The sequence below is a fragment of the Cohnella sp. GCM10020058 genome (assembly GCF_042683485.1).
GTDB lineage: Bacteria > Bacillota > Bacilli > Paenibacillales > Paenibacillaceae > Cohnella.
Window position 1 is genome coordinate 71,905 of record NZ_JBHUJV010000003.1, and the last position, 22,177, is coordinate 94,081.

The window sequence follows — 22,177 nt, forward strand, 5'->3', positions numbered from 1 at the left end:
CAGGACTCTCATCACCTGTCTATGTATTCACTCATCATTGTCGCATGCCTCGCTATTACGACGGGTCTTGATTTGCCCATCATGCTCTCAATAAGCCAAACAGGCATAGACTTAATTGAAAGAGTGCCCTCGACATATTCGCCTCTTGGCGTTAGACTTGTCGTCCCGGTAAAGTTAATATCCTTGTCGGCAATGAAAAACCTAGTCTTTAACGTTTCCTTCATCTCGGCAATAATCTCTGGAGTAAACCGCCCATTATCATTGGATGTAGCCTTGGCTATGCCCTGGTTCAATATAATCTCGACTGCATTGCTACGAACGTTATAAATTTCATGAACAACAGGTTGAAAGAGGTATATCACGAGGAACACAAAGCCCAGTATTTCTCCCAGTGCGCTCTTAAACATGGTTCTCCTCCATGGTCCAGGGGAGGGGTTTCCCTCCCCCTGCTTGACCAATAAAATCTCCTGGTTAACTGTTAAACAGGTTGCCGCCGCTAAACAGGGTGATGCTGTTAAACAGCTTTACGCTGTTGCTAAACAGGTTGATGTTGTTGAACGTGTCGTTAAGATTGTTCGTCAACCCCCAAATCAACCCAAACACTACGCCGACAATAATCAGCCCCCAAATAATAATCGAGCCCATGTTTTCCATAATTTCATCGCGCGACATTTTAAACATATCTAATCCCCGCCTCTATTGGAGTGTATTAATATTTTCCGTCATCGCCTTAAGCATTTGACCGAAGAGTAACAAAAGGTCCATCATATAAATGACGAGTGGCAGCCAAACAACAATATTTACGGTATTAGCTAACTTCTTGCGCCTTTTGATGCGACTGGCTCTTAAAGCTGAGATATACGTTTCGTCTCGTACGCGAACCAAGTCATAAAGGTTTTCGTTACTGACGTCCTGCAAAGATGCAATAATCCCACAAACCTCCATTGCTTCCTCTGTTCCGATATCCTCCCCTATCAGTTTCATTACAGTATCTAAACCCAGCATCGGATTGCGGATTCCTTTATTGATGGATCCGCTAATGCTTGGGGTGTACTGGCGCAGTTTACGGAGCCTATCCAAAATATTGACTGCGTTCCCCGATTCCTTAATTTCATCTATAAGGATGGAGAACAACATGAATAGCTCTTGATTTCGCAAATAATCTTTTCGGTCTTTTTGAATTTCTATTAAGTTGCGCATAAATTTTCTCTTAGGGCTTAAAATCGAAAAGGTTATAAGAATCGGAATAAGAAGCCAGATCAGTCGAATAAAGATCGGTATATCCGGACGATTTAGAAATATGAAGCCAGCTCCCATGAACAAGAGAAAACCTAATGTATATCGCAGAGCTTGGAATTTGCCTCCTGTGAGCTTGAAGGGATGGCCAGCATTCGCAAACATTTCGTTGAGTGTCGGACTGTCGATCGCATTCTTAATTCTTAAGTTTTGCGCCTTTATACCTTTGATTATTTGCTCTTTGCTCATGACCGGAACAGCAAACAGCTTATTCATCTGGTAAGCAGCGATAAAACCAGTACCGACAATAGCCGCGTAGATAAGGTACTTGATGAAAATATAATCCGACATCAGTAACATCCCCTAGTAATCATTGGGTTCCTTGGAAAACCATTGCGCGACAACCCAGGCACAACCGATTGAAAAGACTGAGATTACAAACAAAATTTGCCCCTGTCTCGTGCCAAATTGATAATGAAGAATGCTTTCCTTTGAAATTCTCAATACAAGTGCTAGCGCGATCAGCAAGCTTGGAAATGCTAAGAGATGAAGCGAGCTGAGATTTCGAACACTGTTTTTTTCTTCAGACTCTTCTGCAATATCCTTGATGTTTTGATGAATCTTAGCATCTATTCTCGTTAAAGTTCCGCCCACATTCTCTCTGGTGATTAAACTTTTAAAGATGGTTATTCCGAGCTCCTTTGCAAAGGAGGTCTTAATACTGAAAATGAACCGGTCGATAGCTTCCTTCAATTCCGCAGGGCTCAAGTAATTCTTTTCAATTCTCACAATATCAATTAAATAATTCTTGAACGGCGCCGCTAACGGATCATGGATGGCCAATTGAAGTGACTTTCGAATATCTGGTGCTGTCAGGCTGCTGTTGTAACTCGCGCTCAAAATTCCAGTCAGATTTGCGAGCTGATACCCGCGATCCAACCGAGCCAGTCTTAATTGCACAAGATTTGCCATATAGATCCATAGCAGATACAGGCTCCCTACAACAAAGGAGAAGAAAGGGCCTGATGTCGATATAAATACCACGATAAATAGAATGGCTGCGGTGATTCCGTGAAACATCAGGAAATTTGCCAGGGTGATATCCTTTTTATAGTTATCCCTTGTAGCCTGCAACATATAATCAAGATTTCTGAAAAACCGCTCGGTTGACCCCGGTTTTGATTCGAGTCCCAGATGAGTCCGTTTCTGCATTGCAGCTCGATTCCGGATTCGATTTTCAACTCGAATCTTCTCGTTTAAGATCAGCAGCCTTTTCTGCAGCAGCATGTACAAACCAACTGCCATTAGAATGGACGAACATAAGTAGATCAGGCCCTTAATTAATGGAATGAGCATTGGCTCCTCCCTTCAGATTCATGAGCAGCTGCTGCAAAATCTCGTTTGTCCGTTTTTGTTCGGCGGCCATTTGCTCCGTGGCCAGGGCAAGTCGGTATTGTGGGTTTGCTATTGCCGGATTAAAAATTGTGACCCCTTCTCCATCTGGTATTGGAGCGCTCTTCTCCAGATTTTGAAGTGTTTGAATCATCGCATCAGTCCATTTGCTATTTTTTGCTTTCATCTCGCTTATAAGCACTGGGCTTAAATCAAATCGATACTGATACTTGCCGCTATCCAAGTTGAACCGCATGATTTGATGCGTGCTTATTTCACCATTTTGGCGGTTATAACGAAGTTCTTGGATGCTCATGATTCGTTTTCTGGTCTGCGTCTCATCTTGGCCCATCAAAATGATGAGATCCAGGTTTTCAGCGACACGCCTCTGTTCGGATTGCTCATTACCTGAACCGTTTACTCGAACAATCATCTGGCCCCAACGCTCAGGAATGGTGTCTGGACGAATAATGTGCGTAGTGGCTAGAAATCCCTTTTGCAAGCGTTCCGAGACTACCATGGCTCCCTCTGCTTCGTCCATGCGGACTTCCTGCATCACTCCGTAGACAGCGTCTGTACGCAGCGCATGCTTTAATGCATCTACAAAAGAGCTCCCTCTAAGAATGAATTCGATAAATTTTTTGTTCGGATTGACCGTACTGATATGCAGTTCATAATCGTCCTCAATACCGAAGCCAGTGATGTAGTCAGGCCTTTCGTGAATGATTGCTCTTAATAAGGCGGTTTTTGCCGTTCCCATTTCACCCGTTATTACGATGTTGGGCATAGCGTGGGCGACTCCCTGCATGAACGGGTGAAACTCGCTGGGGTATAACCCTTTCTCTCTCTGATCTTCCAGCGTTACATACTCGGGCAGGATTCGCCGAAACGTAATGATTGTTCGACGCACACGAGGTTCAATGACGATCTGTACACGTTCGCCCGTATAGGTATCGAGCTCCAAAACAGGTTTTGCTTCCGTCAGCTTGTCATTCGTTTTCTGTGACTCCAGCGACCGAATTATCTTTTTTAAGACCTCATCCGTCTGCAGCTGAAATGGCATAAGGACGTTTCGGCCCTTTTCCGGATCAAAAATCCATATCATTCTTCCAATGAGCTGCATGGCGTAACTTTTCGGTTTCGTCAGCCAGTAGGCCAGTGCATTCAAACCGTAGATCTCGTGGTAAATAGCGTGAGATAAGTTCGAATATTTTCTTTGTTCCTCAGTCCCATACTTCTGTAAATCAAGGTAATATACCGGTATCTTTACATTCGCGATTTTATTCGCTTGAAGATAGCTTTCTATTTTTTCGATTAAAGTCGTGACAGCTTCGGCTTTCCCTATCATGGCTTCATTTTCTAAGTTTGTTAGGTCCTGCCCTTCTTTTGTTTCCTTGACCCTTTCAAACTGTAAATCAAATTCTTCTTTTACTTTTAGGACAACTTGGTCGAAGCCAACATAAACGAGCTTATCAGTAGGATCCTGCTTTAACTTGGTCACTGCAGGTACAGGCGCTTTATCCTGTCCAACTTGAATCATGTATGTGCGGACATTAAATCGCGTTAGCGGCTGCCTCAATGTCGTTTCCCTCGCTTAAACCATCCTTTGGAAGCGTCGTGCTCCGGCCGAGGTGGATAATTATAGTAATCACTGAATGCTTCACAAATTTTGCCGATCTCTTGAAGGTACTTTTTATCAGCCAGCTGCAATAGATCCTTTTGGATCTCGTATCGATAAAACGAATTGATATAGGGCAGACTAGCCATCGGTATCAAGTCGTATTCCTTCGCTAGCTGGATATGTGTCTCCACATCCGGGGAGTTATACATCTGATTGGTAACTAACCAGATGTTATTCGGTTTCTCCATGGGAATTCCCATCTCACGTTTAAGAATCTGCTCTTTCTGCCGCCTCCAGTTGTCCTTCGATCCGTCCCGTTGATTTGTATTTACAAGGATGATATCGCTGGATAAGAGCCCCTGAACGGCAAGAGGAGTATCAAGAAACGCTCCCAGATCTAACATGACTAAATCAAAGTTTTGTTGTGCCAGGTCGATTAAATACTGAATGCCTTCTGGCGTATAGTAGTAGGTTTTAAGAAGGTCTCGATTGCCGGCAAGGTAAAAGAAGTTTGGAGCAATTTCATCCATACGCCCTAAAAGGTCTGCGGATTGGAGTTGACGGCCGTCCAGAGCTCCCCATACCTCGTCTAAATACTTCCCTATATAAGGAATGAACGACGTTCCAGCATTGACGCCGTTTAAGCCGAACATTCCAACTCGAATGTTTTTTCGCTCTGCCATGAGCTTGCCCAGTACAAAGAGCGATGAAGAAAGACCCGTACCATAGCTAGCTCCTATACCTGCAATAATGCGCTTCTTCTCACTTTTTGCACCAATATAGAGATTTTCAATGACCCTTGCGATCTGGATGGGTGACCTTTTGGGTTCGATGACGACAATGGAGTGCGCTTTGCATACGCTCTGCACCACCGCCACTTCTTCCGCATCCGAATAGTCGCTGATCAGATACACTATTTTTGTTGGAGGATAGAGCTGCCGAAGGTGGATGAGCATGTTAATGTCCGCTCTCTCGATCGAGACGAGTAGAAAATCTTCGCTACTTATTGCTTGGGATTGCGGTTCACGTGCATTAAAAGGATGCAGCTGCTCAATCCCCTTGATGTCCGTTAAAGCTTCCAAGAGGTCATGACGATCGACATCAAGGTATCCGTTCATGCGAGTCCACTCCTTTACCGGTAGGTAACCAAAAATTTGTAGTTTTTTTGCCCTAGCCCTACGATTAGATCGCGTTGCTCTTGGTTCACAATCAGTTCGATTCGGTTAACCTGCCCTGTCGGCTTCTTACGATCGTTATCCTCTGTCGTCACTTCCTGGTTATTACTGGACTTAGCAAAACTTACATCTATGTTGGAGAGCTGCTCTTGGTTTTTTGCCGACCATGCTGCTGGTTCGTCTGCAGCAGGACTCTCTTCTGTAATATCGCTCGCGGTTACGCTCACCCTTTGTTCGAGGACAGGAGTCAGGGTGACCTGGTCGCCTCGAAGCAGGCTTCCTGGCGCAGAGAGCACCCACTCCGAAGGCAATGGCATGTTATACTCGCCGTTGCCGGGCGTTAGCCGATCCAAGATGAGCATAGACTGATCAAACTGCTCGTTAGCATGAATCGATCTGCTTGCTTCTTGTCCAACGATTTCATTAGAGCTCTTCATCAGGCTTGCTTTCACTACCAGGCTCGTTTTAATGCGTACCTTTTTCACTTGATCCTGTTTGATGACTTCTCCGCGTTGAATTTCTTTGGCTGCAGTTAGCACTTCCGCTGTCCCCAACTTTTCATCAACGATTGGGTTTAAGTAGATAATCATTGCCGGCCCGCAAAGAATCATGAGGCATATTGCGAGTACCCGAATCAGTTTCTTCATTTTTGTCCTCTCCATTTCTTCCAAAGCGATTTTCCTTTTATTCCGGCCATTTCGTTCAGTATTTTCTGAATGGTCTTCCTCGTCTCAGCGCTGGTGCTGTATACGTCAGCGATAAACGGATTATGATGGAACCGGATCTGGTACTCTGTTCGCTCGGCTGCAGACAAGTATCCTTCAAACTCACCGAATCGCCTGGCATCTGCAAAATTCAAAAGTACCTCTAACCTCTTGGCGATATCCCTGCTGTACAGTAGTCCCAGCATTGCAGTCAGCCGATCGAAATCCCACACCGAGGATCCCGTTGTAACAATTTGAAGGTTGGATCTCAGGAATTGATCCATATAAGGCGTAAATTCATTTCCCGACAACAATTGACCAAAGTCGAGAATTACAAAGTCATAATTTGAGAACACAGCACTGAATTTCAAGTCATCGTAACCATAAGGGTAGATGTCGATATTTCTAAACCGGCAGCCACCACGGCCGTGCAGGGACTCCCCTTCAGCATATAGATGATAGACGTTTGGGCTCAGCTGAGAGGCGTTCCGCTCAAAGGCGCCCACCCGGTATCCCCATTCCGCCAGTGCCATAGCTATTTGCAGCACACTGTAGGTTGCTCCTGTACGTCTCTCAGGTCCGCCGACGGCGATGAAAAAGGTGCTCCCAATTGGTTTATATGAGCTTTCTGCAGTTATTTCCTTGGTCTCAAATCGATCGAAATCGAACATCAGATCGTTTGAGTCGTTCATGAAAATGACCTCCGTCAGTGTTAACTAGGCTCGCACTCTGCCGTGCTGATGGTTTTCGTCCAGCCCTGCCGGCCGGCCCAAATAGTAACCTTGCATATATCGCACACCCATACTTTGGAGCTGGTCATACTGATCCTTTGTCTCAATACCTTCCAACACCAGTCGGATGTTATTTTCCTGGCAAATTTCAACCATTTTCCCGATCGCATGTCTCGCCTTCAGCTTGTTCAGCCGCTGAACAAAAAACATGTCCATTTTGAGATAAGAGACGGGCAACTCAACAAACGACTTCCAGTTTGCAAGTCCTTTGCCGAAGTCATCAATTGCAAAAATGACCCCTTTGTTTGCCAGGCTCTCAATGAGCCGCACAGCTTGCTGATCAATCGTGACATTCTCAGTTATTTCAAATACAAGCCGATGCTGCAGGTTGTTTAAGAGATAGGAGTCAAACTCCTCCTCCAATGCTTCCAGCGATGAAACGTTCAGAAATAGCAGCTCTGATTTTGCTAGAAAAAGATCTGCTTCCTGGATGGCCACCCGTCGTGCTGCCCGATCCAGTTCTTCAAAGGCTCCATTTCCCCTTTGGATTGCGCGGTCAAAAAGATCCTTAGCGCTAACGTCCGCGTTGCCTTGGATCATGTGCACTGTTGCCTCGTAACCGAGGCAAAAATTATCTGTTGTATCCTTTATGGGCTGATAACGCGGCCGCAGCCTATCCATTCACAAATCACCCTTTCTCCAAAATAATCCATTAAACGCGATGTATAATGCGCATTTATTGGAACGTGAAATTGTCACTTTCTATTTACTGAAATAAAAAGTGTGAGTAACCCAGCTGATTTTCTCAGGGTTCGACAACACTCTTCCGAAAATGCGTTGCTGTTCCTTCAACATTCTTCCCTTGCTAAACAAAAAGTTTGAGGTTGGGAACAATCGAACGCGGATTTCATCATGCCTGGCATTAGGTACTTGAAGATGACCAATGGCAGCATATGTACAGCCAATTATGAAAGCTTCGGACTTGTCGAACTCCCTGGCAAGGATTTTCAAGTCTTCACTGCGCATTTGCAATGTCTTTCGCAGATTTTTAACTCCTCTTAAATTTTTAAAGTTGACGTGAATTCTCCAAAATCCACTAACCTGCAAATGTTCAGTGATTCCAAGCTTCCGTCGATAAATCAGAGGCGCAGCCCAACTAGGGTACACCGTGAAAAACTGAAGACCACGCTTCCTGCTTAGACGGCGATAGTAGTGAAGTTTGGCGCTTGTCACCAAGTAGTAAAAAACACAGATAGCCAAATAGGTGAAAAATAGAGTTCCGTCTAGGAAACCAAATCCAATTGCCATTACGTAAAGAGGTATCATCAGTAAGAGCGCCGCGTCCTCATCGAAATATGAGAGCATCCGGTCCATTTTGTTCTGTTTCATGCGAAACCCTTTCCTCTATCCATCGGAGTGGTCTTGTTGAATGGCATTATCCGTGAAGATCATCGACTTCAAGATCACGATCTTGAATCCGCACGTAGTGCGGAATCCAAGTCGGTTCATCCTCAATCGTCGCCGGTAAGATCTCAAGGTATCCTGCCGGCGCTTCACTGCTCGGATTTCCGGGCATGTTCTCAAACGTAACCAGCCATTCCGGAATCCAGTCATCTTCCGGATCCGAGAGATTCTCTCCATCCTTAACAAATAGCTTGAGATAGCCGCATGTGATCAGACTGGCCATGGTGGTCCATTCGTTCCAAAAATCAAGAATAATCGGGTCATCTTGATTCTCGAATTTGACAGCAGCTGCCTCTTCAATCTCATCCGGGAGAGCTTGTACTCCGTTATCGTAGAACACCCCCACGCCGGAATGAACTTGTGCGCGGAATCCCATGGCGGAAAGATCAAATGCGGCCACATCTTTCAGTTTTTGCGCGAGCATCATGAGATGCGACTGCCGATCTTCGCATTCCGAATAGGTAGGATCGCAAATCAAATCGAACAAATGAAGAGCTGTATCCGCCTGCCCTCTGCTTCCGTCGTACAGCTTGATATAGTATTGCTTCGTGGGCTCAGCTTGGGGATCCAGCCAATTACGGCTGTCAATCAGTTGTTTGGTCATCGTTTATCCCTTCTTTCAAGGTTAATATGTCTGCCAATCGCTTCGTCATTTTTGCCTGGTCCACATCAGAATAACCGCTGTTCATAATTAAGCCGCCTACTGCAGTGAGTATGTCTCGCAGCACATCTACCCGATGCCGTTCTGGATACTGCTTTGGTGTTCCGTCTCGATAAGTCGCGCACATGTCCAGCCACGTAATAATCTCTGGAGGCAACGACATCTTCGTTTGCAACGGGACCAAGTTCATTTTTTGCAAATTAGGCCTTCCGGACCCTTCCCGGTAGCCGCCTTTGACTGTCGTGGTTTTCTCGGGTTTTGGCGGCGGAGATTCCAACTAATTTCCCCCCCGGTGGTCATCCTAAATATTGATTTAGTCATGACTATGATTTAGTGATGAGTAAATCATATACAAAAACCTAATTTTTTACAAGCATGGGTTTACACACGTCCCCTCTCATGCAGCCAAGCTGCTGCGAAGCGATCTTTTTCATGACCAAGAACATCTAAAAATTTACGGAAATGATCAACTTCCATCTGATCGCTACACTCATTGTCGTATCTTAAATGCTTGTGCCTTTGCTCCAGGCCCGGCGTAAATTGATTTTGGGGTGATTCATTCCGGATTACAGCTGCCTGGTGCACGATGGCATTGGCCACTTGAATCTGGGCTTGCCACTGCCTATGATCGAGCGTTGAATTTGGATAGCGAAACTCAAGCGTTGGCTTCCGATAATACGCTGCATCTACATTCGTTGCGTTAAATATGGTACGCCGTCCACCAAATGATCTTCTCGCAGCCTCAGCACTGCTTTCACCGGAAATATTAAAAGCTGCGGATGGAATCGGTGAAGCGAAACTTGTTCCTCTATGTCTGCCAGGGTTGCCTGTTCTTGTCCATAGGATGTTGTCTGCAGCTCCCATTCGATACAGATTGCGCTCATATCCCACGCCAATCCGCGCCAAGCGTTGCCAGGAATAAGCCCGATGATCCAGGGGGGCTATGCCTACGTGGATATGGCCCCCTGTGCGACTGTTCGTCTTGGCACCGATCTCCCGTAACACCCTTGTTGCTGTTTCGATCTTTTCCCAAGATTCACGATTATCAAAGAGAATAGGCGAGACTAGCTCTAAGCCATTACTGAGGGATCCGTCTTCCTCCAATCGGAAATAGCCTGGACCTGTTCTAAATCCGCCACCATGGTAAGAATAAACTTGTGGTCGATCCAGTATTCCTGCCTCATATAGTGCCTTTGTGACATCACGACGGGAAACGTCTCGAGGAAATTCGAATTCTATTTCCATGCCGAATGTATTTCCGGTACCGCCGAGAACATTTTCGTATTGATAATCCCATTCGCCCCGAGCACGCTGCTGTAAATCGCGCCATGCTTCATCGTTTTGGGATATAAAGATTCCATCGAAAGCTCGATTACGCCGCCATTCGTTCAGGACTCCTTCGCGCGCCTCTTCTTCTGTCCAATTTATGTCTGCAAAACGCTGTACTACACGAGCATGTGCAGATTGATCAACGACCTGCGCAACAAACGGATTAACACGTTGTTCCTCAGAAGGAGCTGGCGGTGGTGGTGGTGGTGTTCCTCCTCGAGCTAAGCGCATGGCTTCCATGTGTCGGCATGCCTGCTCTGTCCCCTGCAGGCGGTTTCGATGATGCGGACACGTACACGAGTTTTCTGTAACATCGTAAGTAGATCCTGATTCACTGATAACTCGAGCTCGGTGCTGATCAGAAAATTCGACTCTCAAGCTTTCCTCACGCCGCCGCGTTGCAGACCACATTTGGACTGTACGATCTTCCGGAACAGAGGTCGCCGGGTCAACTGCTGCTCCACCACGGCGCTGCCGGGTAACGCGCTGGCGATATGCTTGCTGCGCTGCAATGATAGCTTGATTCTGCAGCGTGCCGGTATCCAGCTGCCGGCCAATGGATCTGGCGTACGCTAGCGCTTCCTCGAAGATCACGCCATACTTCTTCGCACAAATTGGCCCCATAGATACGCTTACCGATCTGGCATTTGTGAGCTTGCGATTACAAATTCGGCAATGCGAGAACGTAACTCGCTCTGATATCGGCATATTTTAGCTCCTTACCTGGCCTTCCTTGCGCCGGTTGATCCCTATTCGCTTTCAGTGCGATCATCACTCCGCGCTACTTCTCGAGTATCCACTTGGACCTCGATTTTCTCTTCCCGCAAACTTGGAGCTGATCGGGCCGGTTCACTCCTGGGTGATGCCTGCTCCTCGTTCTGCTCTCCATTGGCAGCTCCCTGGGCACTCTTTCTCTGTTCTGGCTCCTGCTTATCAATTCCACGCTGCTCCACTGCCGTCTGTTTTTCGTTCTGAGGCGATGGCGACTCTGCCGCTCTATCAGCCGAGCTTGTTGCCCCAGAGGCTAATGGAGGGCTTTCAGGGGTTCTGGAGGCCATAATCACTGCGTCTGCTGTCTTTTTGTTTTCCTCTGTTGTTGGCTTGTTACTCTGATTGCCAATTTCTCCGGTTCGCGCTTGTTTTGGAGACCGCTCAGACGTCTCTCTCTTTTCGTCCTCTCTGGCAGCCCGAGGAGCGCTTTGAGAGAGACGGTCGGTTTTACTCTGGCCATCCGCAGCTGGAGGCCTAGAACGGCTCTCACGGGCTCTACCAGCGTTCTGAACTGGTTGGACAGGAGCTGACATTACTGTGTCGCTCACGGCTTGTTTAGGGCTCGCTTGCCGTGCTACTCTACCAGAGCTCTGGACAGGTTGGACCGGTGCTGATGCTACTGTGTCGCTCACGGCTTGTTGGGAGCTTCCCTGGCTTGCTACAGATGGTACTTCCACTCGTGCGTCCTGATCATAAATAATGGTTACCGTTTTAGTTTCTTCGGTCATCTCTTCTCGCACCTGTGAAGGAGCTGCGGATCCATTTAGGCTATGGCTGTACCTATCCCCTTCATCTGTTCCGGTATGATATTGAGAGCCAGATCGTTCATTGTCGATAACGGCATCGAGTGTCTCCGTACGATTGGGAGTATCATTTTGGACAAACCGATCGAGGACCTCTGTCATGTAGCGAGGAGCAGGTCGTTCATTCTGAGAATCGTCCCGGCGACTTGATGAACTTACACGGTCATCACTTGCTTGCCGGCGCTCACCCTGAACCTCGGATCCGCCCCGAGTTACAGATCTGCTCGTATGAATCGTATTGCGACTACTGACTGTCTCGTGCCTTGACGACTCAAGTCTGTCGCTCCGCGTTCTGCGGCGGCTAGAAGATCCACCCCGCGCTGCGTACTCCCTTTCCTCTTCGTCCCAATCATCATCATCAAGGGGATCTTCAAAAAATTCATCGTCGTCGTCCTCGTCTTCATCATCAAAGCGTTCTTCGTAGCTCTCCATGCGATCGCTGTTACGAGCCTTTCGTCTTTTGTCCTGGCGTCGTTCAGCACGGCTGCGCCTAAAGCGACGTGATACGTTGCTTCGAACACGGCCGCCAGCTTTCCTTACCGGAGACATAACTTTATTGACCTCTCCGAACATAGGAACAGATTGCATTTTCGACAGCAGTACGAAGAACATAACAGTGGCCAAGATGAACAGAACCGTAACGAGCATCATTCCGCCGAGGAAAGACCAGCCGCCATCGGTAAATGATAAGAACCTAACGACAACAAAAACCAAAGCGATGTAAACATTAATAAAAAACATGGCCAGGAAGACGCTCAACAGGCGAGTAAGGTATTTGAGGATAAACACCTGCTCGCTTGGTATTAGCGAGAATGGCAGTATGACAGCACCGGCGCAGAGCAGACCGATAAAGTAGGCAGCCAGAGCCAGCAGCATTGCCCCCATGATTATCAAAAAAAGTGTAGCCAGGAGGGTGACGATGACCATGACCACTCCTAATAAAAGTCGAAACCCTGCATTTTGTGCGTAATCGTAATTTTCCTTGTATCGATCTGAGTAATAGTCCAAGATGTCCTCCCGATCATCGGATCCGGGAGAGAACCATAAGAGGACGTCCCCCCATCTAAGACCTGCCTTGACTTTATAGGGCTCTATCATTTTGTTTATTTTGTCCGCTTCTTCTTTGGTAATTCGGATATCCGATTTTCCGATCTCCCCAAGCTCAAAGGGCTTATAGGCCAGCATGTCCCACACCTGGTAGTAGACGACTCGATTTGCATCTTGGCCGTCCTCCGAAGGGGATTCGCCGTCTGCGATAAAAACTTTTGTCATCTGTCCGGTAAACCAGTTGCTGAACTCCGTGGTGAACGTTAGCGCCTTGACCATGGTTGTTACTGGCATAGCGAAGGAAAGCCCAACAATGCACAACGACACAACCAGCACCATGCCCCTTCGGACAGTTGTCGATGCCGCTCCCCTCAAATAGTCCTTTCCTAGTAAAACGAACGAAATAATCACAACAATAGGTATTAATAATTGAACCAATGTCCACCCATTTGATTGGATTCGGGTGGTAATATCCTCGATGATCCCATTGAGAAAAGTCGGGTGCATGCCGAAGTCCATAATCATGATTCCGATTCGCAAAAGCGATGTTCCCATGATCAACATTACGGATGCGATAATGCCCATCACATTCCCAAAAATGCCGTCACTCTCGAACATATAAAAATGAGGTTCTGGAACATCGAAGCCATCTATTTTGGGAAAGATGGAGAACGCCACATAATCCGGCTTAATAGTACCGTCGCTAGCCTGGCTATCCGCGGCCGCAGCTGTCGATGACATTACCATTAGGCATAACCCGATTATCAGCAGCGTACGCTTTATTGCCTTCTTCAAGCTCCCATCACTTCCTCGTCTTCCCCAGGCGTTGACTCGAGATACTTCATCAGATCCGGATCCAATGGCTTAATCTGCATCTCGCCTATATTTCCTTCCGGATCCTTGACAATGCCTTTGCCATTCTTATATTCCTTCGAAAACGTGGTCAACCAATCTTTGGCCCGTTCGCCGCTCATGCCGAGTAGCTTCAAAGCAGCTGCTATCTGATCCTGCGAGTCCAAACGAAGCACGATTTTCCAGGAGAACATTCCGGTAACGTCATCGCCGTCTTCTTGATCGTCATCCGCATCCGTAGCATTTTGGGTTGAAAGAATAACGAGCAAGTTCGTGTACCTTGAAAAACGTATTGCCGTCTCGACAAGCTGTTGCCCTCCTGGAAAGGCTTTAAGAATCCAATACTCCTCAAGATCAAGAACTTTCGGAAGGTGCTCCGGCAATGCCATCAGTCGGTCAAGAGCCATCGTAGAGGTTGAGTACTTGATAGCAGCCGAAGCTCTTTCATCGTCCGTCCACTCAGTTACAGCCTTACGGCGATCAGGGATTTTTAATCCCCGAGTAATTGCGATAAGCAACTGCCGATCAAATAAGGATTCACCGGTGTCTTCACCAAACAACATTGACGATATACCACGAGTTTTCAGTTTATTTAGATGACCCAAGCACATTTCAGCTTGATGCCTATAATCTACTTTGGGATGGTTTTCCTCAATTCGTTGTAGTTCCCTTGCAAACTGGTGCATATCCCATTTGTCTGATTCATAGGTCCGATTCATTGCGAGATCAATGACGAATCCCCGAACCTCGTTTACACCGGCACCAGCTGGATTAAGTAGCAGTTCTAAATTTGTTGCTGCAGCAGAACGTCGTGCACTTTCATCTTCGGATAAACGAAATGGTGTAAACCTAGTATTCGAACCAGGTGTGAATGAAACCAATCTTCCAACCTTGGATATGAGTGGGTGCTCGAAAAACCGTTGAAAGTCTCCTTTCGGATCTTCAGCAAACCCGAACGCTCCCCATTCCGTGACATTGTATATAAAGTCTTTGGCTGTAGCCGTCTTGCCCGAGCCTGGAACACCGACAATCAAAACTGTATTTGCTCGATTAAGGCTTTTATCCATCGCTGGTCGATATGGGTTACAAAATACTGGCCGTTTTACCCCTAACAATTCCCCCAGAAAAAAACCGGATGGATCGCCAAGTTTCCGCACCCCAAATGGCACAGCCGATCCGATAATTCCTGGCTCCATTGGAATTTTCCATCGATCGGTTAAGTTTTTCTTAGCGAAAGGATAAAAGTGCTGAAACATTCGTTGCTGATCACCAGGAGAATTGGCTAAAATGACATCCATTTTTTCAGCGGCATCTATTAAACTTTTTTTACGGCTGCGAAGTTCTCCTTGCGAGCTTGCCCCTACAGCACAGACACCCGTCATATGTATCAGGGGTATTTTTTGCTCGCGGAATTTCCGAAGAACATCATCAATGCCATCAAGATCTTCCTCAACTTCTTCGGGCACTTCTTGTTTGCCGGCCTGCCATTCTTTAATTTGAGCCTTAACAACTTTTCTCCGCCGTTTGAGCTTTTTACTGGCCTCAGAATGCGTTTCTAGGACAAGCTTTAGGGCAATGTCAACAGGGAAACTGAGCCTTTCGACCATTCCGTAAATCCATTCGTCCCCTATTGGGTGCTGCTCGTCGATTTCTGGAGGAACTGACAAGATTGGCATGTAGGAATGGTAGGCAATCCCGTCATCAGTGTGTGTTTCCAGGAAGTCAAAATGATCCTTTGTAAGCTTAGAAAGAGTAAACAGCGACGCTCGGACAGGCATTATCCGACGAACCTCTTTGTCGTCCGTTCGCACTTGAACAGGAAAAGGCTCTGGGAGGAGCAGTTCTGGATCGGGTAAGCCACGGTGGTATCCCTTTTTGAGCCACCACTCGCACTCTCTCATCGTCGCTTTTCTAATTCTCTTAAATCCGGACAGCTTATCCAACATTTCATCTGCTTGCTCTTGCACGAACTCTAGGAACGGAAGCGTGTATGAGATTTCCTGTCCAAACAAAGGACGAGTGAGTCGCCCGGTCACATCCTGAACGCCCGCCCAAACATTCCCGAGCACTTCTTTTATGTACTGAATTTTGTCTTGATCAAAGTACAGTGGCATACGCTTATTCAGCGGAACGACAACATAATTCACCCGGTGGAATGGCTGCTCTTCCTCTAACTCCCTCTGAGTCAACCGAATTTGGCGCTGCCAACCGGGCGTCGTCGAAAAGTCTGCCATCTGTTCCCCTATTTGTTCTGCCGAATATTGGCGAGCAAGGAGATACAAATAAAGCTCGTCAGTAAGCCCTTTTAAGGCGTTCGTGACTTCGCGTATGACGCCCATTTTAGTGGTCGCGTCTTGAAAAGCATACGGCACCGAATCCACGATATAGGCAGCATAGGGATTGCCGTGGGTATCGTATATAACGTTGCCTTCCAAGAGTGATACTGGCAGCATTTTAATCCTCCTCTCGCAGTGATGGCGCCGCGCGCCGGATGGGTTCAGTGACTGGGACAATCACTTTCCCATTGACTTCGTAATAGCCTGGCTCCAAACGCTTTCCCGATTTGCTGAATTCAATATAATTCTTCCGGACAGCCACGGCCGTTGCGCTATGTAAACGAAATCGGCTGATATTATACCCCCGTGCCGGCAAAGAACCGCATGCACGATCGTCGTATCGTCGAACGTATATCTGCATTTCTTTGTGTGTCTGAAGCTCGATCTTTCTTGTTTCCCACCCGTCATGCCAGCTGTTCACAGCAGATCGAATTACAAATCCCATGATTGTTCCGATAAACTGCAATGGAGTTTTGCCGGCTGCCTCTTTCTTGTGCAGAAAGATTGCTGCAGCACCGGCCATGATAGCCCCTTCTATCCAAATCATGAACGGATGATGGATATTTAGAAATGCGCTGATAAACAAATTAGGTATTGGGGCGATAATCAAGCTGCCGATGGGTAGAAGCAGAAAAAACATTATTACAACATCCATTGTGATTGTCGCCCACTCTGGCAATACGACACGCTTATTTCCGGCGCCGAGCGATGATACCTCGGCCCTTACCCTAAAGACCTCTTTATAGGTTCTGTAAGCCATTTACTTAGCAGATCCGCCGCCAGTAGAGGAACCAGATCCACCGCCAAAATTGAACGCCTCACTGATGCCTTTCGCCGCATTGGCGATGTTGCTGAACCCGATAATCATTGCCAGCAGCAAGAGTCCCGAGATACCGGATATGATCATTTGCCCCGTTTGCCCATCGTTATAGTTCTTAATGCATCGGACTGCCATAATGATCAGAAATACCATACAAATGATTTTGACCAACAACGTGAAAATATTGTCGACCACTGCTATGCCTGTGATCTGATACTTAAGGTTCTCCCACATGGTGATTCCTCCAACGTTTTTTTATATTTTGACTACTCTTTGAAACCCTTGTACAAGGCTCACCACTGAATGCACAATCGGGCGCCAGATTGGCTCTGTCTTGTCTAGTGCCCATAGCCTCAACCTTCCGATTCCATGTCCAACAAGTGGCGTGTTCGATAAAATATCAAGCATTGTGTTCGCAAGCATTGCATAGAAAACCCCACTCAACACTGTAAAAATGAGCAATTGCGTGACACTGTAATCTTCCGATGACACCGCCATAAACGAGGGCAGCAATTTAAAGTCAAATCTCCAAGGGAAGAGCAGCATAACGCCCGCCGCGTTGAACAGATCAAGAAAAATGTGTGAAGCGTAACCAAGGACAATCGCCCATAGATAAACGTCCGGCAATTCGATCACAAACTTGAACAAAAGGTAGACCAAAATGAGTGCAGGCAGAGAATGAGTTGGTCCTCGATGAGGAACGCCGATGCGACTCATTCCTTCCGAAAACGCCCGAAATGGTTGATGTTGCGTAAAAAATGAGCCTGGCTTGTCCAAATCCGGAAACATGGCAGCTGCATATCCGCAAAACATAACACCTATCGTCGTTAGCGAAAAAGCAGGTGTATGATGGTAAAGCAGCGCACCTTGGCCGATAACGACTCCTGCGATCTGATGAACTTTATGGTTCATACGTTCGCCCTCACAACGTAGTATTTTTCTTTGGAGCTTTTAATCCATAAGTAGACTTGGATTGAGAGCGTCTGTTGAAACTGTACGTCTTGTACCTTGAGAACAACATCGACAGCATAATCCGCCTTGTCCGGTTGAGAGGATTCACGGACTCGTATATCCTGGATTCCCAAGAATTTATACTCGCCGTCGTATGGGACAATTTGAGAATCATCCGTCAGGAGAGTCTGCACACTCCTAAGATCTCCACTCAGTAACGCCGGCAAAAACACTTGCAGTGTCGGCTTAATGCTGTTCGCGGCCGTCTCCTGCTCTTTTGTCATGACCGGCCTTGGATCTTCCTGGGTCGGTTGAATTGCTATCAAGGGCATACGTTCTATAACATATCCGCCCGCGCCGTCAGCCACGAAATAAACGGTAAGCTTATATCGCCGAGCAATTTCTTCATTTTCTACCTTCGCATGTGTCAGGGCGCTAACGTCGACATAGCCGCGTTCCCCAGAAAAATATGGGGTCCCCGACTCCACATAATCCACTGTTTGTTTACCGGAGACGAGGTATTGCGTTACGGACGGGGCGATTTCCTGCATAGCTATCTTTCTCTTTTCTAGTGGTTCATCCCATGCAAGGTACAGACGGACGAAATGTTCTGCAGCCTTCTGCATTCCACTATGATCAACAATTGTCTGCGCAGCCTGTCCTCTAAATGGAGTAAGTAAAACATTACATCCACCAATTGCCCCGAAAATCACCAAGACATAGATCAGTATGGTTACGCCTTTTCTAACTCTCATTTGTTCTCCTCTTAACCGAGCGGAAGCTCTTTCATTTGAGCCAGATCAAGCCGCGATTCTGGTTGCAAATAGGGAGAATATGTCGCCCCCAGAAGCTGGCTAACCAGCTCCGTATCATTATTTGTCGCTTCCAGCATCCACTTTGCAAAGGTATGCCTCAGAATTTCCGGTGTAATCTTCAATCCCGGCAGATAGTAGGACTCAATCATGAGCGATATCGTCCTTCTACACATTCGTTTACCTGCGCTCGAACGGAACAGAGGGGATCTCTTGCGCGCAGCTGCACTTAGTTGGCGCAGATCGCTGCGATGATCAATCCAGAGTCTAAGAGCGTCCCGTAACGACGGTGCCATAGGTATTCGAAGGTCTCCGTTCATAACACAGTTCTCTTTAAAGTCCACATCTCCGACATCCAGCTGGGCGACTTGTGAAACCTTGAGCCCCGTATACACAAAAGTCTGAATAATCGTTACGTTTCTTCGATACAAATAGGCTCTTTTTCCCTTATGACTCGACAATTCTTTCATTGCGCCAAGCAATTGGTCGAATTGATTTGGAGTTAACCAAGGAGTCGGGTTATTGCTCTTTCTTGCAGATGCCGGAAAATCAAACTTTTGTTTTTTTCCTGTGAGGAAATAGTAATAAATTTGGCCAGCAGCCTTATGTAAGCTTTGAGTTGCCCCCGAATTCCCCTGTTGTGGAAACCATAGTTGATAGGATTTAGCAAATTGTTCTGGATCCGACGCATTTCCATCGCTCTCCATAAAGCGCATTATGCTTCGCGCATATACGCGTGCTGTATCCTCCCTTTTACCCTGAGCCTTTAGATAGTCAACAAAGGACTCAAGCATCATTACACCCACTTTCTTTCCTGGTTACATGGTAATTGTATCACATAAAATATTCCATGTTACGTCTTTTTTCGCCAATTTCCCAATGATTTTTTATTGTGCATGTTATGCGCGAAAACCCTTGATACTATAGGCTTTTTTGCCTATTTTACGTTTTTCACATTTTCCGTTCCTTTACTAGTTTTGAACCATCTTACTTGGATACACATTTTCCAGAACATATTACACACTCACATCTCAGCAATTGCGCAATTTATGATGCATGTTACACACTGGAAATCAATTAGTTGTGTAAATACATGACCATGTTACACACATTTTAACAGATTTTGTGTATTAAACACTTATCATTACACACTTCAATTAATCATTTCTTCGACAAATTACACACTTTTGCGCAATTGTTGTGTAATTTCACAACTTGTGATAGAGTGAGTGTGTAAAGTTCATATTTCATTGTGTAATGGAGGAATTTGAGTGGCAAAATCCGAAGCGCCGGTGACTGTTATTGCGTTGGATACCGGCAATGGTGGCATGAAAATCTATTCCGACTATGTTAAGCGCGGTTACATTGAAGCAGTTGTCGGACGGTACGAAGCACCACCATCGTCCAGCGGCCGTATGGCACGTCGGCAAGAGGCAACCACTTACCAAATTGAAGCCGATCCGCAGAAATATGTCGCTGGATATGAAGCTATAAACAAATACAAGGTTGATCCGATTCCCTTGCATTCGCGTAGCAGTCTCGTTCGATATGCGCAGCCAATGTTTACTACATACGCCAAGATCGGCTTGGCAATGGCTGTCGAAGGCGCTCCTAACATGACGCCAGTGCTACTAATCACGTCTACGCCATCATTCGACTATCACAACCCTGAAGTTCGAAGTAAACTGAATTCAATCCTCAACGACCTGCATAAGGTCAATGTCAACGACGAACGAAAGGTCATAAACGTCGTTCAATATGAACCAATGAGTGAAACGGAAGCTGTTCTCTACGATCTCTATTTTGACGAACACGGAAACGTAGCTGACGAAACCATTCTTGATGAAGATATTCTGGTCATCAACTGCGGCTTCGGCACATCTGATATCAGCCGCTTTTCTGCAATGGACTTTATTAAGCTGCCGAAAGAAACTCTTCTAACCTCTTTCCGGGATGTTTACAAACGTTGCGCTGACTGGCTTTCCCAAACATTGCAGCGTCAGATTGACGTACAGGATGTTGCTGGACAACTTGAGAGCCAACATAAGAACAAGATCAAGACATATACGAATGTTGATGGAGCAGTTCAAGGCTTTGATGACGTATATCATCATGCTGTAAAAGCTGTGTTTGCTGATTTAATAGCGGAATTGAATGGAATCATTGACGACCCTGACCGATTTAAGCGTATTATTACAGTAGGCGGTGCGGTAGAAGAGTGGGGACCACTCTTTAAGGACTGGAATGCACGTCGTGTGCAAATCCCAACGGATCCACAATTCTCGACTGCTCGCGGAATGTACAAGTTCGGCCGGTATTATGAATTGCCAAAACAAGCCCAGGCACAGGCTGCGAAAAAGGCTACTGCGGCTGCAAAGGAATGATCTGATTGGCACGTATTCAACTGCTCGCAAGCGATAAGATCCTTCATTGGTGGCAGCAAAATGAGAAGAATAAACACCGCCAGGAGAAGCTGCGCGAAGCGACTGAGGCTGGCATTCAGATCATTGAAGGGCAGAAAGTTGCTGTCGACTCTGAGAAAGTCCGTATCTATGAGGCTCTTGAAGTTTTAATTAACTCTGGTGTTTTCGTAAACGGGACAATCCCTAACAGAGCTGTTCCAGAGCCTGAAATACAAGCTCTAATTCAAAGTGTTCAACAGACGGCGGTGGAAGAAAAAAAACCAGAGCTTCCGCCTGATCCACCTAAGCCAGACTTCGATAAATTAACACGTCTCCGTCGCTCTTCGATGGGGGAGGAATGAGTGCCCTACAGGGGCACTTTTTTTATTTTGGTGAAGGTTTTTGACTCCATCAGCTCAGCAGCTGAAACGAGTGGCAATTGCTCGATTCGGATCGATGACCCGGTCATCCTAAGTATCGAAAGTGGAAAAACGATTGACCGGGGCTTCTGTCCGAATCGAGCAATTGCCAGGCGTTTCAGCGACGGAAGAACGGCCAAGGCCGCGGCGGCGGCGGCTGGGAGGAGCTGCAGCGCGGGCGATCGTCAGCGGCCGCGGGGAGCTGCAGCCGCGCCAGGCGGCGCCCAGGCGTTCACGGATCCGCGCCGTACGATCACCGCGCCGTCAGTGGCCGGCGGGGAGCTGCAGCCGCGCCAGCGCGCCCAGGCGTTCACGGATCCGCGCCGTACGATCACCGCGCCGCCAGCGGCCGCGGGGAGCTGCAGCCGCGCCAGCGCGCCCAGGCGTTCACGGATCCGCGCCAAACGATCACCGCGCCGTCAGCGGCCGCGGGGAGCTGCAGCCGCGCCAGGCGGCGCCCAGGCGTTCACAGATCGCGCCGAACGATTCACCGCGCCGCCAGCGGCCGCGGGGAGCTGCAGCCGCGCCAGGCGGCGCCCAGGCGTTCACGGATCCGCGCCAAACGATCACCGCGCCGTCAGCGGCCGCGGGGAGCTGCAGCCGCGCCAGGCGGCGCCCAGTCGTTCACGGATCCGCGCCGAACGATCACCG

The 22,177-nt window shown here is 47.3% G+C and carries 22 protein-coding genes and 2 pseudogenes; 3 read left to right on the forward strand and 21 right to left on the reverse strand.

What is annotated here, in order from left to right; all coding sequences use genetic code 11:
- Positions 1–11: 11 nt before the first annotated feature.
- The 21 genes and pseudogenes from ACFSR7_RS06140 to ACFSR7_RS06240 all read right to left on the reverse strand — a co-directional run bounded on the left by ACFSR7_RS06140 (position 12) and on the right by ACFSR7_RS06240 (position 19,502).
- The gene (locus ACFSR7_RS06140; RefSeq protein WP_378159683.1) at positions 12–458 is read right to left on the reverse strand and encodes a hypothetical protein; all 447 of its coding nucleotides are present in this window, start codon (positions 456–458) and stop codon (positions 12–14) included.
- Between the two features lie 13 nt (positions 459–471).
- Positions 472–681, reverse strand: coding sequence for a hypothetical protein (locus tag ACFSR7_RS06145; RefSeq protein ID WP_378159685.1), 210 nt, complete (start codon positions 679–681; stop codon positions 472–474).
- 15 nt (positions 682–696) lie between these two features.
- Positions 697–1,587 carry a hypothetical protein gene (locus ACFSR7_RS06150; protein ID WP_378159687.1) on the reverse strand — a complete coding sequence of 297 codons (891 nt, stop codon included), beginning with the start codon at positions 1,585–1,587 and terminating at the stop codon, positions 697–699.
- A 12-nt stretch (positions 1,588–1,599) separates the two neighbouring features.
- Positions 1,600–2,592: a hypothetical protein gene (locus ACFSR7_RS06155; RefSeq protein ID WP_378159689.1), complete on the reverse strand. Its 993-nt coding sequence runs from the start codon at positions 2,590–2,592 to the stop codon at positions 1,600–1,602.
- A complete protein-coding gene (locus ACFSR7_RS06160) occupies positions 2,573–4,207 on the reverse strand; it encodes an ATPase, T2SS/T4P/T4SS family (RefSeq protein WP_378159691.1) in 1,635 nt (544 codons plus the stop codon). Before ACFSR7_RS06160 ends, ACFSR7_RS06155 begins: the two co-directional genes overlap by 20 nt.
- Positions 4,204–5,367: a CpaE/TadZ family protein gene (locus ACFSR7_RS06165; RefSeq protein ID WP_378159692.1), complete on the reverse strand. Its 1,164-nt coding sequence runs from the start codon at positions 5,365–5,367 to the stop codon at positions 4,204–4,206. The genes ACFSR7_RS06160 and ACFSR7_RS06165 overlap by 4 nt, the downstream gene beginning before the upstream one ends.
- Before the next feature lie 14 nt (positions 5,368–5,381).
- The gene (locus ACFSR7_RS06170) at positions 5,382–6,071 is read right to left on the reverse strand and encodes an SAF domain-containing protein (protein WP_378159694.1); all 690 of its coding nucleotides are present in this window, start codon (positions 6,069–6,071) and stop codon (positions 5,382–5,384) included.
- Positions 6,068–6,820: a hypothetical protein gene (locus ACFSR7_RS06175; protein ID WP_378159696.1), complete on the reverse strand. Its 753-nt coding sequence runs from the start codon at positions 6,818–6,820 to the stop codon at positions 6,068–6,070. The genes ACFSR7_RS06170 and ACFSR7_RS06175 overlap by 4 nt, the downstream gene beginning before the upstream one ends.
- Before the next feature lie 24 nt (positions 6,821–6,844).
- Entirely contained in the window at positions 6,845–7,540 is a 696-nt protein-coding gene (locus ACFSR7_RS06180; protein WP_378159698.1) for an EAL domain-containing protein, read from the reverse strand.
- An 81-nt stretch (positions 7,541–7,621) separates the two neighbouring features.
- Positions 7,622–8,248, reverse strand: a complete 627-nt coding sequence (locus ACFSR7_RS06185) for a hypothetical protein (protein ID WP_378159700.1) — start codon at positions 8,246–8,248, stop codon at positions 7,622–7,624.
- A 46-nt stretch (positions 8,249–8,294) separates the two neighbouring features.
- On the reverse strand, positions 8,295–8,927 hold the full coding sequence (locus ACFSR7_RS06190) for a hypothetical protein (RefSeq protein WP_378159701.1): 633 nt from the start codon (positions 8,925–8,927) through the stop codon (positions 8,295–8,297).
- Entirely contained in the window at positions 8,908–9,261 is a 354-nt protein-coding gene (locus tag ACFSR7_RS06195) for a hypothetical protein (RefSeq protein WP_378159702.1), read from the reverse strand. Before ACFSR7_RS06195 ends, ACFSR7_RS06190 begins: the two co-directional genes overlap by 20 nt.
- 104 nt (positions 9,262–9,365) lie before the next feature.
- Complete coding sequence (locus ACFSR7_RS06200) at positions 9,366–10,553, reverse strand: amidoligase family protein (RefSeq protein ID WP_378159726.1); 1,188 nt, start codon at positions 10,551–10,553, stop codon at positions 9,366–9,368.
- Between the two features lie 366 nt (positions 10,554–10,919).
- Positions 10,920–11,021 (reverse strand): annotated as a pseudogene (locus ACFSR7_RS06205) (DUF6011 domain-containing protein); the annotation flags it as partial.
- A 41-nt stretch (positions 11,022–11,062) separates the two neighbouring features.
- Positions 11,063–13,729 (reverse strand): hypothetical protein, encoded by a 2,667-nt coding sequence (locus tag ACFSR7_RS06210; protein ID WP_378159704.1) that lies wholly within the window; start codon positions 13,727–13,729, stop codon positions 11,063–11,065.
- Positions 13,726–16,239 carry an ATP-binding protein gene (locus tag ACFSR7_RS06215; RefSeq protein ID WP_378159706.1) on the reverse strand — a complete coding sequence of 838 codons (2,514 nt, stop codon included), beginning with the start codon at positions 16,237–16,239 and terminating at the stop codon, positions 13,726–13,728. Before ACFSR7_RS06215 ends, ACFSR7_RS06210 begins: the two co-directional genes overlap by 4 nt.
- A 1-nt stretch (position 16,240) precedes the next feature.
- Positions 16,241–16,882, reverse strand: coding sequence for a hypothetical protein (locus ACFSR7_RS06220; RefSeq protein ID WP_378159708.1), 642 nt, complete (start codon positions 16,880–16,882; stop codon positions 16,241–16,243).
- Positions 16,883–17,176, reverse strand: a complete 294-nt coding sequence (locus ACFSR7_RS06225; RefSeq protein ID WP_378159709.1) for a hypothetical protein — start codon at positions 17,174–17,176, stop codon at positions 16,883–16,885.
- Between the two features lie 21 nt (positions 17,177–17,197).
- Complete coding sequence (locus ACFSR7_RS06230; RefSeq protein ID WP_378159711.1) at positions 17,198–17,854, reverse strand: metal-dependent hydrolase; 657 nt, start codon at positions 17,852–17,854, stop codon at positions 17,198–17,200.
- Positions 17,851–18,648 (reverse strand): conjugal transfer protein, encoded by a 798-nt coding sequence (locus tag ACFSR7_RS06235; protein WP_378159713.1) that lies wholly within the window; start codon positions 18,646–18,648, stop codon positions 17,851–17,853. The genes ACFSR7_RS06230 and ACFSR7_RS06235 overlap by 4 nt, the downstream gene beginning before the upstream one ends.
- 11 nt (positions 18,649–18,659) lie before the next feature.
- Positions 18,660–19,502, reverse strand: coding sequence for a tyrosine-type recombinase/integrase (locus ACFSR7_RS06240; protein ID WP_378159715.1), 843 nt, complete (start codon positions 19,500–19,502; stop codon positions 18,660–18,662).
- Between the two features lie 474 nt (positions 19,503–19,976).
- Between ACFSR7_RS06240 and ACFSR7_RS06245 the strand changes: the two genes are divergently transcribed.
- The 3 genes and pseudogenes from ACFSR7_RS06245 to ACFSR7_RS06255 all read left to right on the forward strand — a co-directional run.
- Complete coding sequence (locus ACFSR7_RS06245) at positions 19,977–21,089, forward strand: ParM/StbA family protein (RefSeq protein ID WP_378159717.1); 1,113 nt, start codon at positions 19,977–19,979, stop codon at positions 21,087–21,089.
- Between the two features lie 5 nt (positions 21,090–21,094).
- Entirely contained in the window at positions 21,095–21,469 is a 375-nt protein-coding gene (locus tag ACFSR7_RS06250) for a hypothetical protein (RefSeq protein WP_378159719.1), read from the forward strand.
- A pseudogene (locus tag ACFSR7_RS06255) lies at positions 21,470–22,177 on the forward strand (hypothetical protein); the annotation flags it as partial.

Bases quoted from the DNA above. Each gene is read 5' to 3' on its own strand.
- ACFSR7_RS06230 (WP_378159711.1), bottom strand. From the start codon at position 17,854: ATGAACCATAAAGTTCATCAGATCGCAGGAGTCGTTATCGGCCAAGGT.
- ACFSR7_RS06225 (WP_378159709.1), bottom strand. From the start codon at position 17,176: ATGTGGGAGAACCTTAAGTATCAGATCACAGGCATAGCAGTGGTCGAC.
- ACFSR7_RS06155 (WP_378159689.1), bottom strand. From the start codon at position 2,592: ATGCTCATTCCATTAATTAAGGGCCTGATCTACTTATGTTCGTCCATT.
- ACFSR7_RS06185 (WP_378159700.1), bottom strand. From the start codon at position 8,248: ATGAAACAGAACAAAATGGACCGGATGCTCTCATATTTCGATGAGGAC.
- ACFSR7_RS06220 (WP_378159708.1), bottom strand. From the start codon at position 16,882: ATGGCTTACAGAACCTATAAAGAGGTCTTTAGGGTAAGGGCCGAGGTA.
- ACFSR7_RS06180 (WP_378159698.1), bottom strand. From the start codon at position 7,540: ATGGATAGGCTGCGGCCGCGTTATCAGCCCATAAAGGATACAACAGAT.
- ACFSR7_RS06170 (WP_378159694.1), bottom strand. From the start codon at position 6,071: ATGAAGAAACTGATTCGGGTACTCGCAATATGCCTCATGATTCTTTGC.
- ACFSR7_RS06190 (WP_378159701.1), bottom strand. From the start codon at position 8,927: ATGACCAAACAACTGATTGACAGCCGTAATTGGCTGGATCCCCAAGCT.
- ACFSR7_RS06150 (WP_378159687.1), bottom strand. From the start codon at position 1,587: ATGTCGGATTATATTTTCATCAAGTACCTTATCTACGCGGCTATTGTC.
- ACFSR7_RS06175 (WP_378159696.1), bottom strand. From the start codon at position 6,820: ATGAACGACTCAAACGATCTGATGTTCGATTTCGATCGATTTGAGACC.
- ACFSR7_RS06215 (WP_378159706.1), bottom strand. From the start codon at position 16,239: ATGCTGCCAGTATCACTCTTGGAAGGCAACGTTATATACGATACCCAC.
- ACFSR7_RS06145 (WP_378159685.1), bottom strand. From the start codon at position 681: ATGTTTAAAATGTCGCGCGATGAAATTATGGAAAACATGGGCTCGATT.
- ACFSR7_RS06240 (WP_378159715.1), bottom strand. From the start codon at position 19,502: ATGATGCTTGAGTCCTTTGTTGACTATCTAAAGGCTCAGGGTAAAAGG.
- ACFSR7_RS06165 (WP_378159692.1), bottom strand. From the start codon at position 5,367: ATGAACGGATACCTTGATGTCGATCGTCATGACCTCTTGGAAGCTTTA.
- ACFSR7_RS06200 (WP_378159726.1), bottom strand. From the start codon at position 10,553: ATGGAAGCCATGCGCTTAGCTCGAGGAGGAACACCACCACCACCACCG.
- ACFSR7_RS06235 (WP_378159713.1), bottom strand. From the start codon at position 18,648: ATGAGAGTTAGAAAAGGCGTAACCATACTGATCTATGTCTTGGTGATT.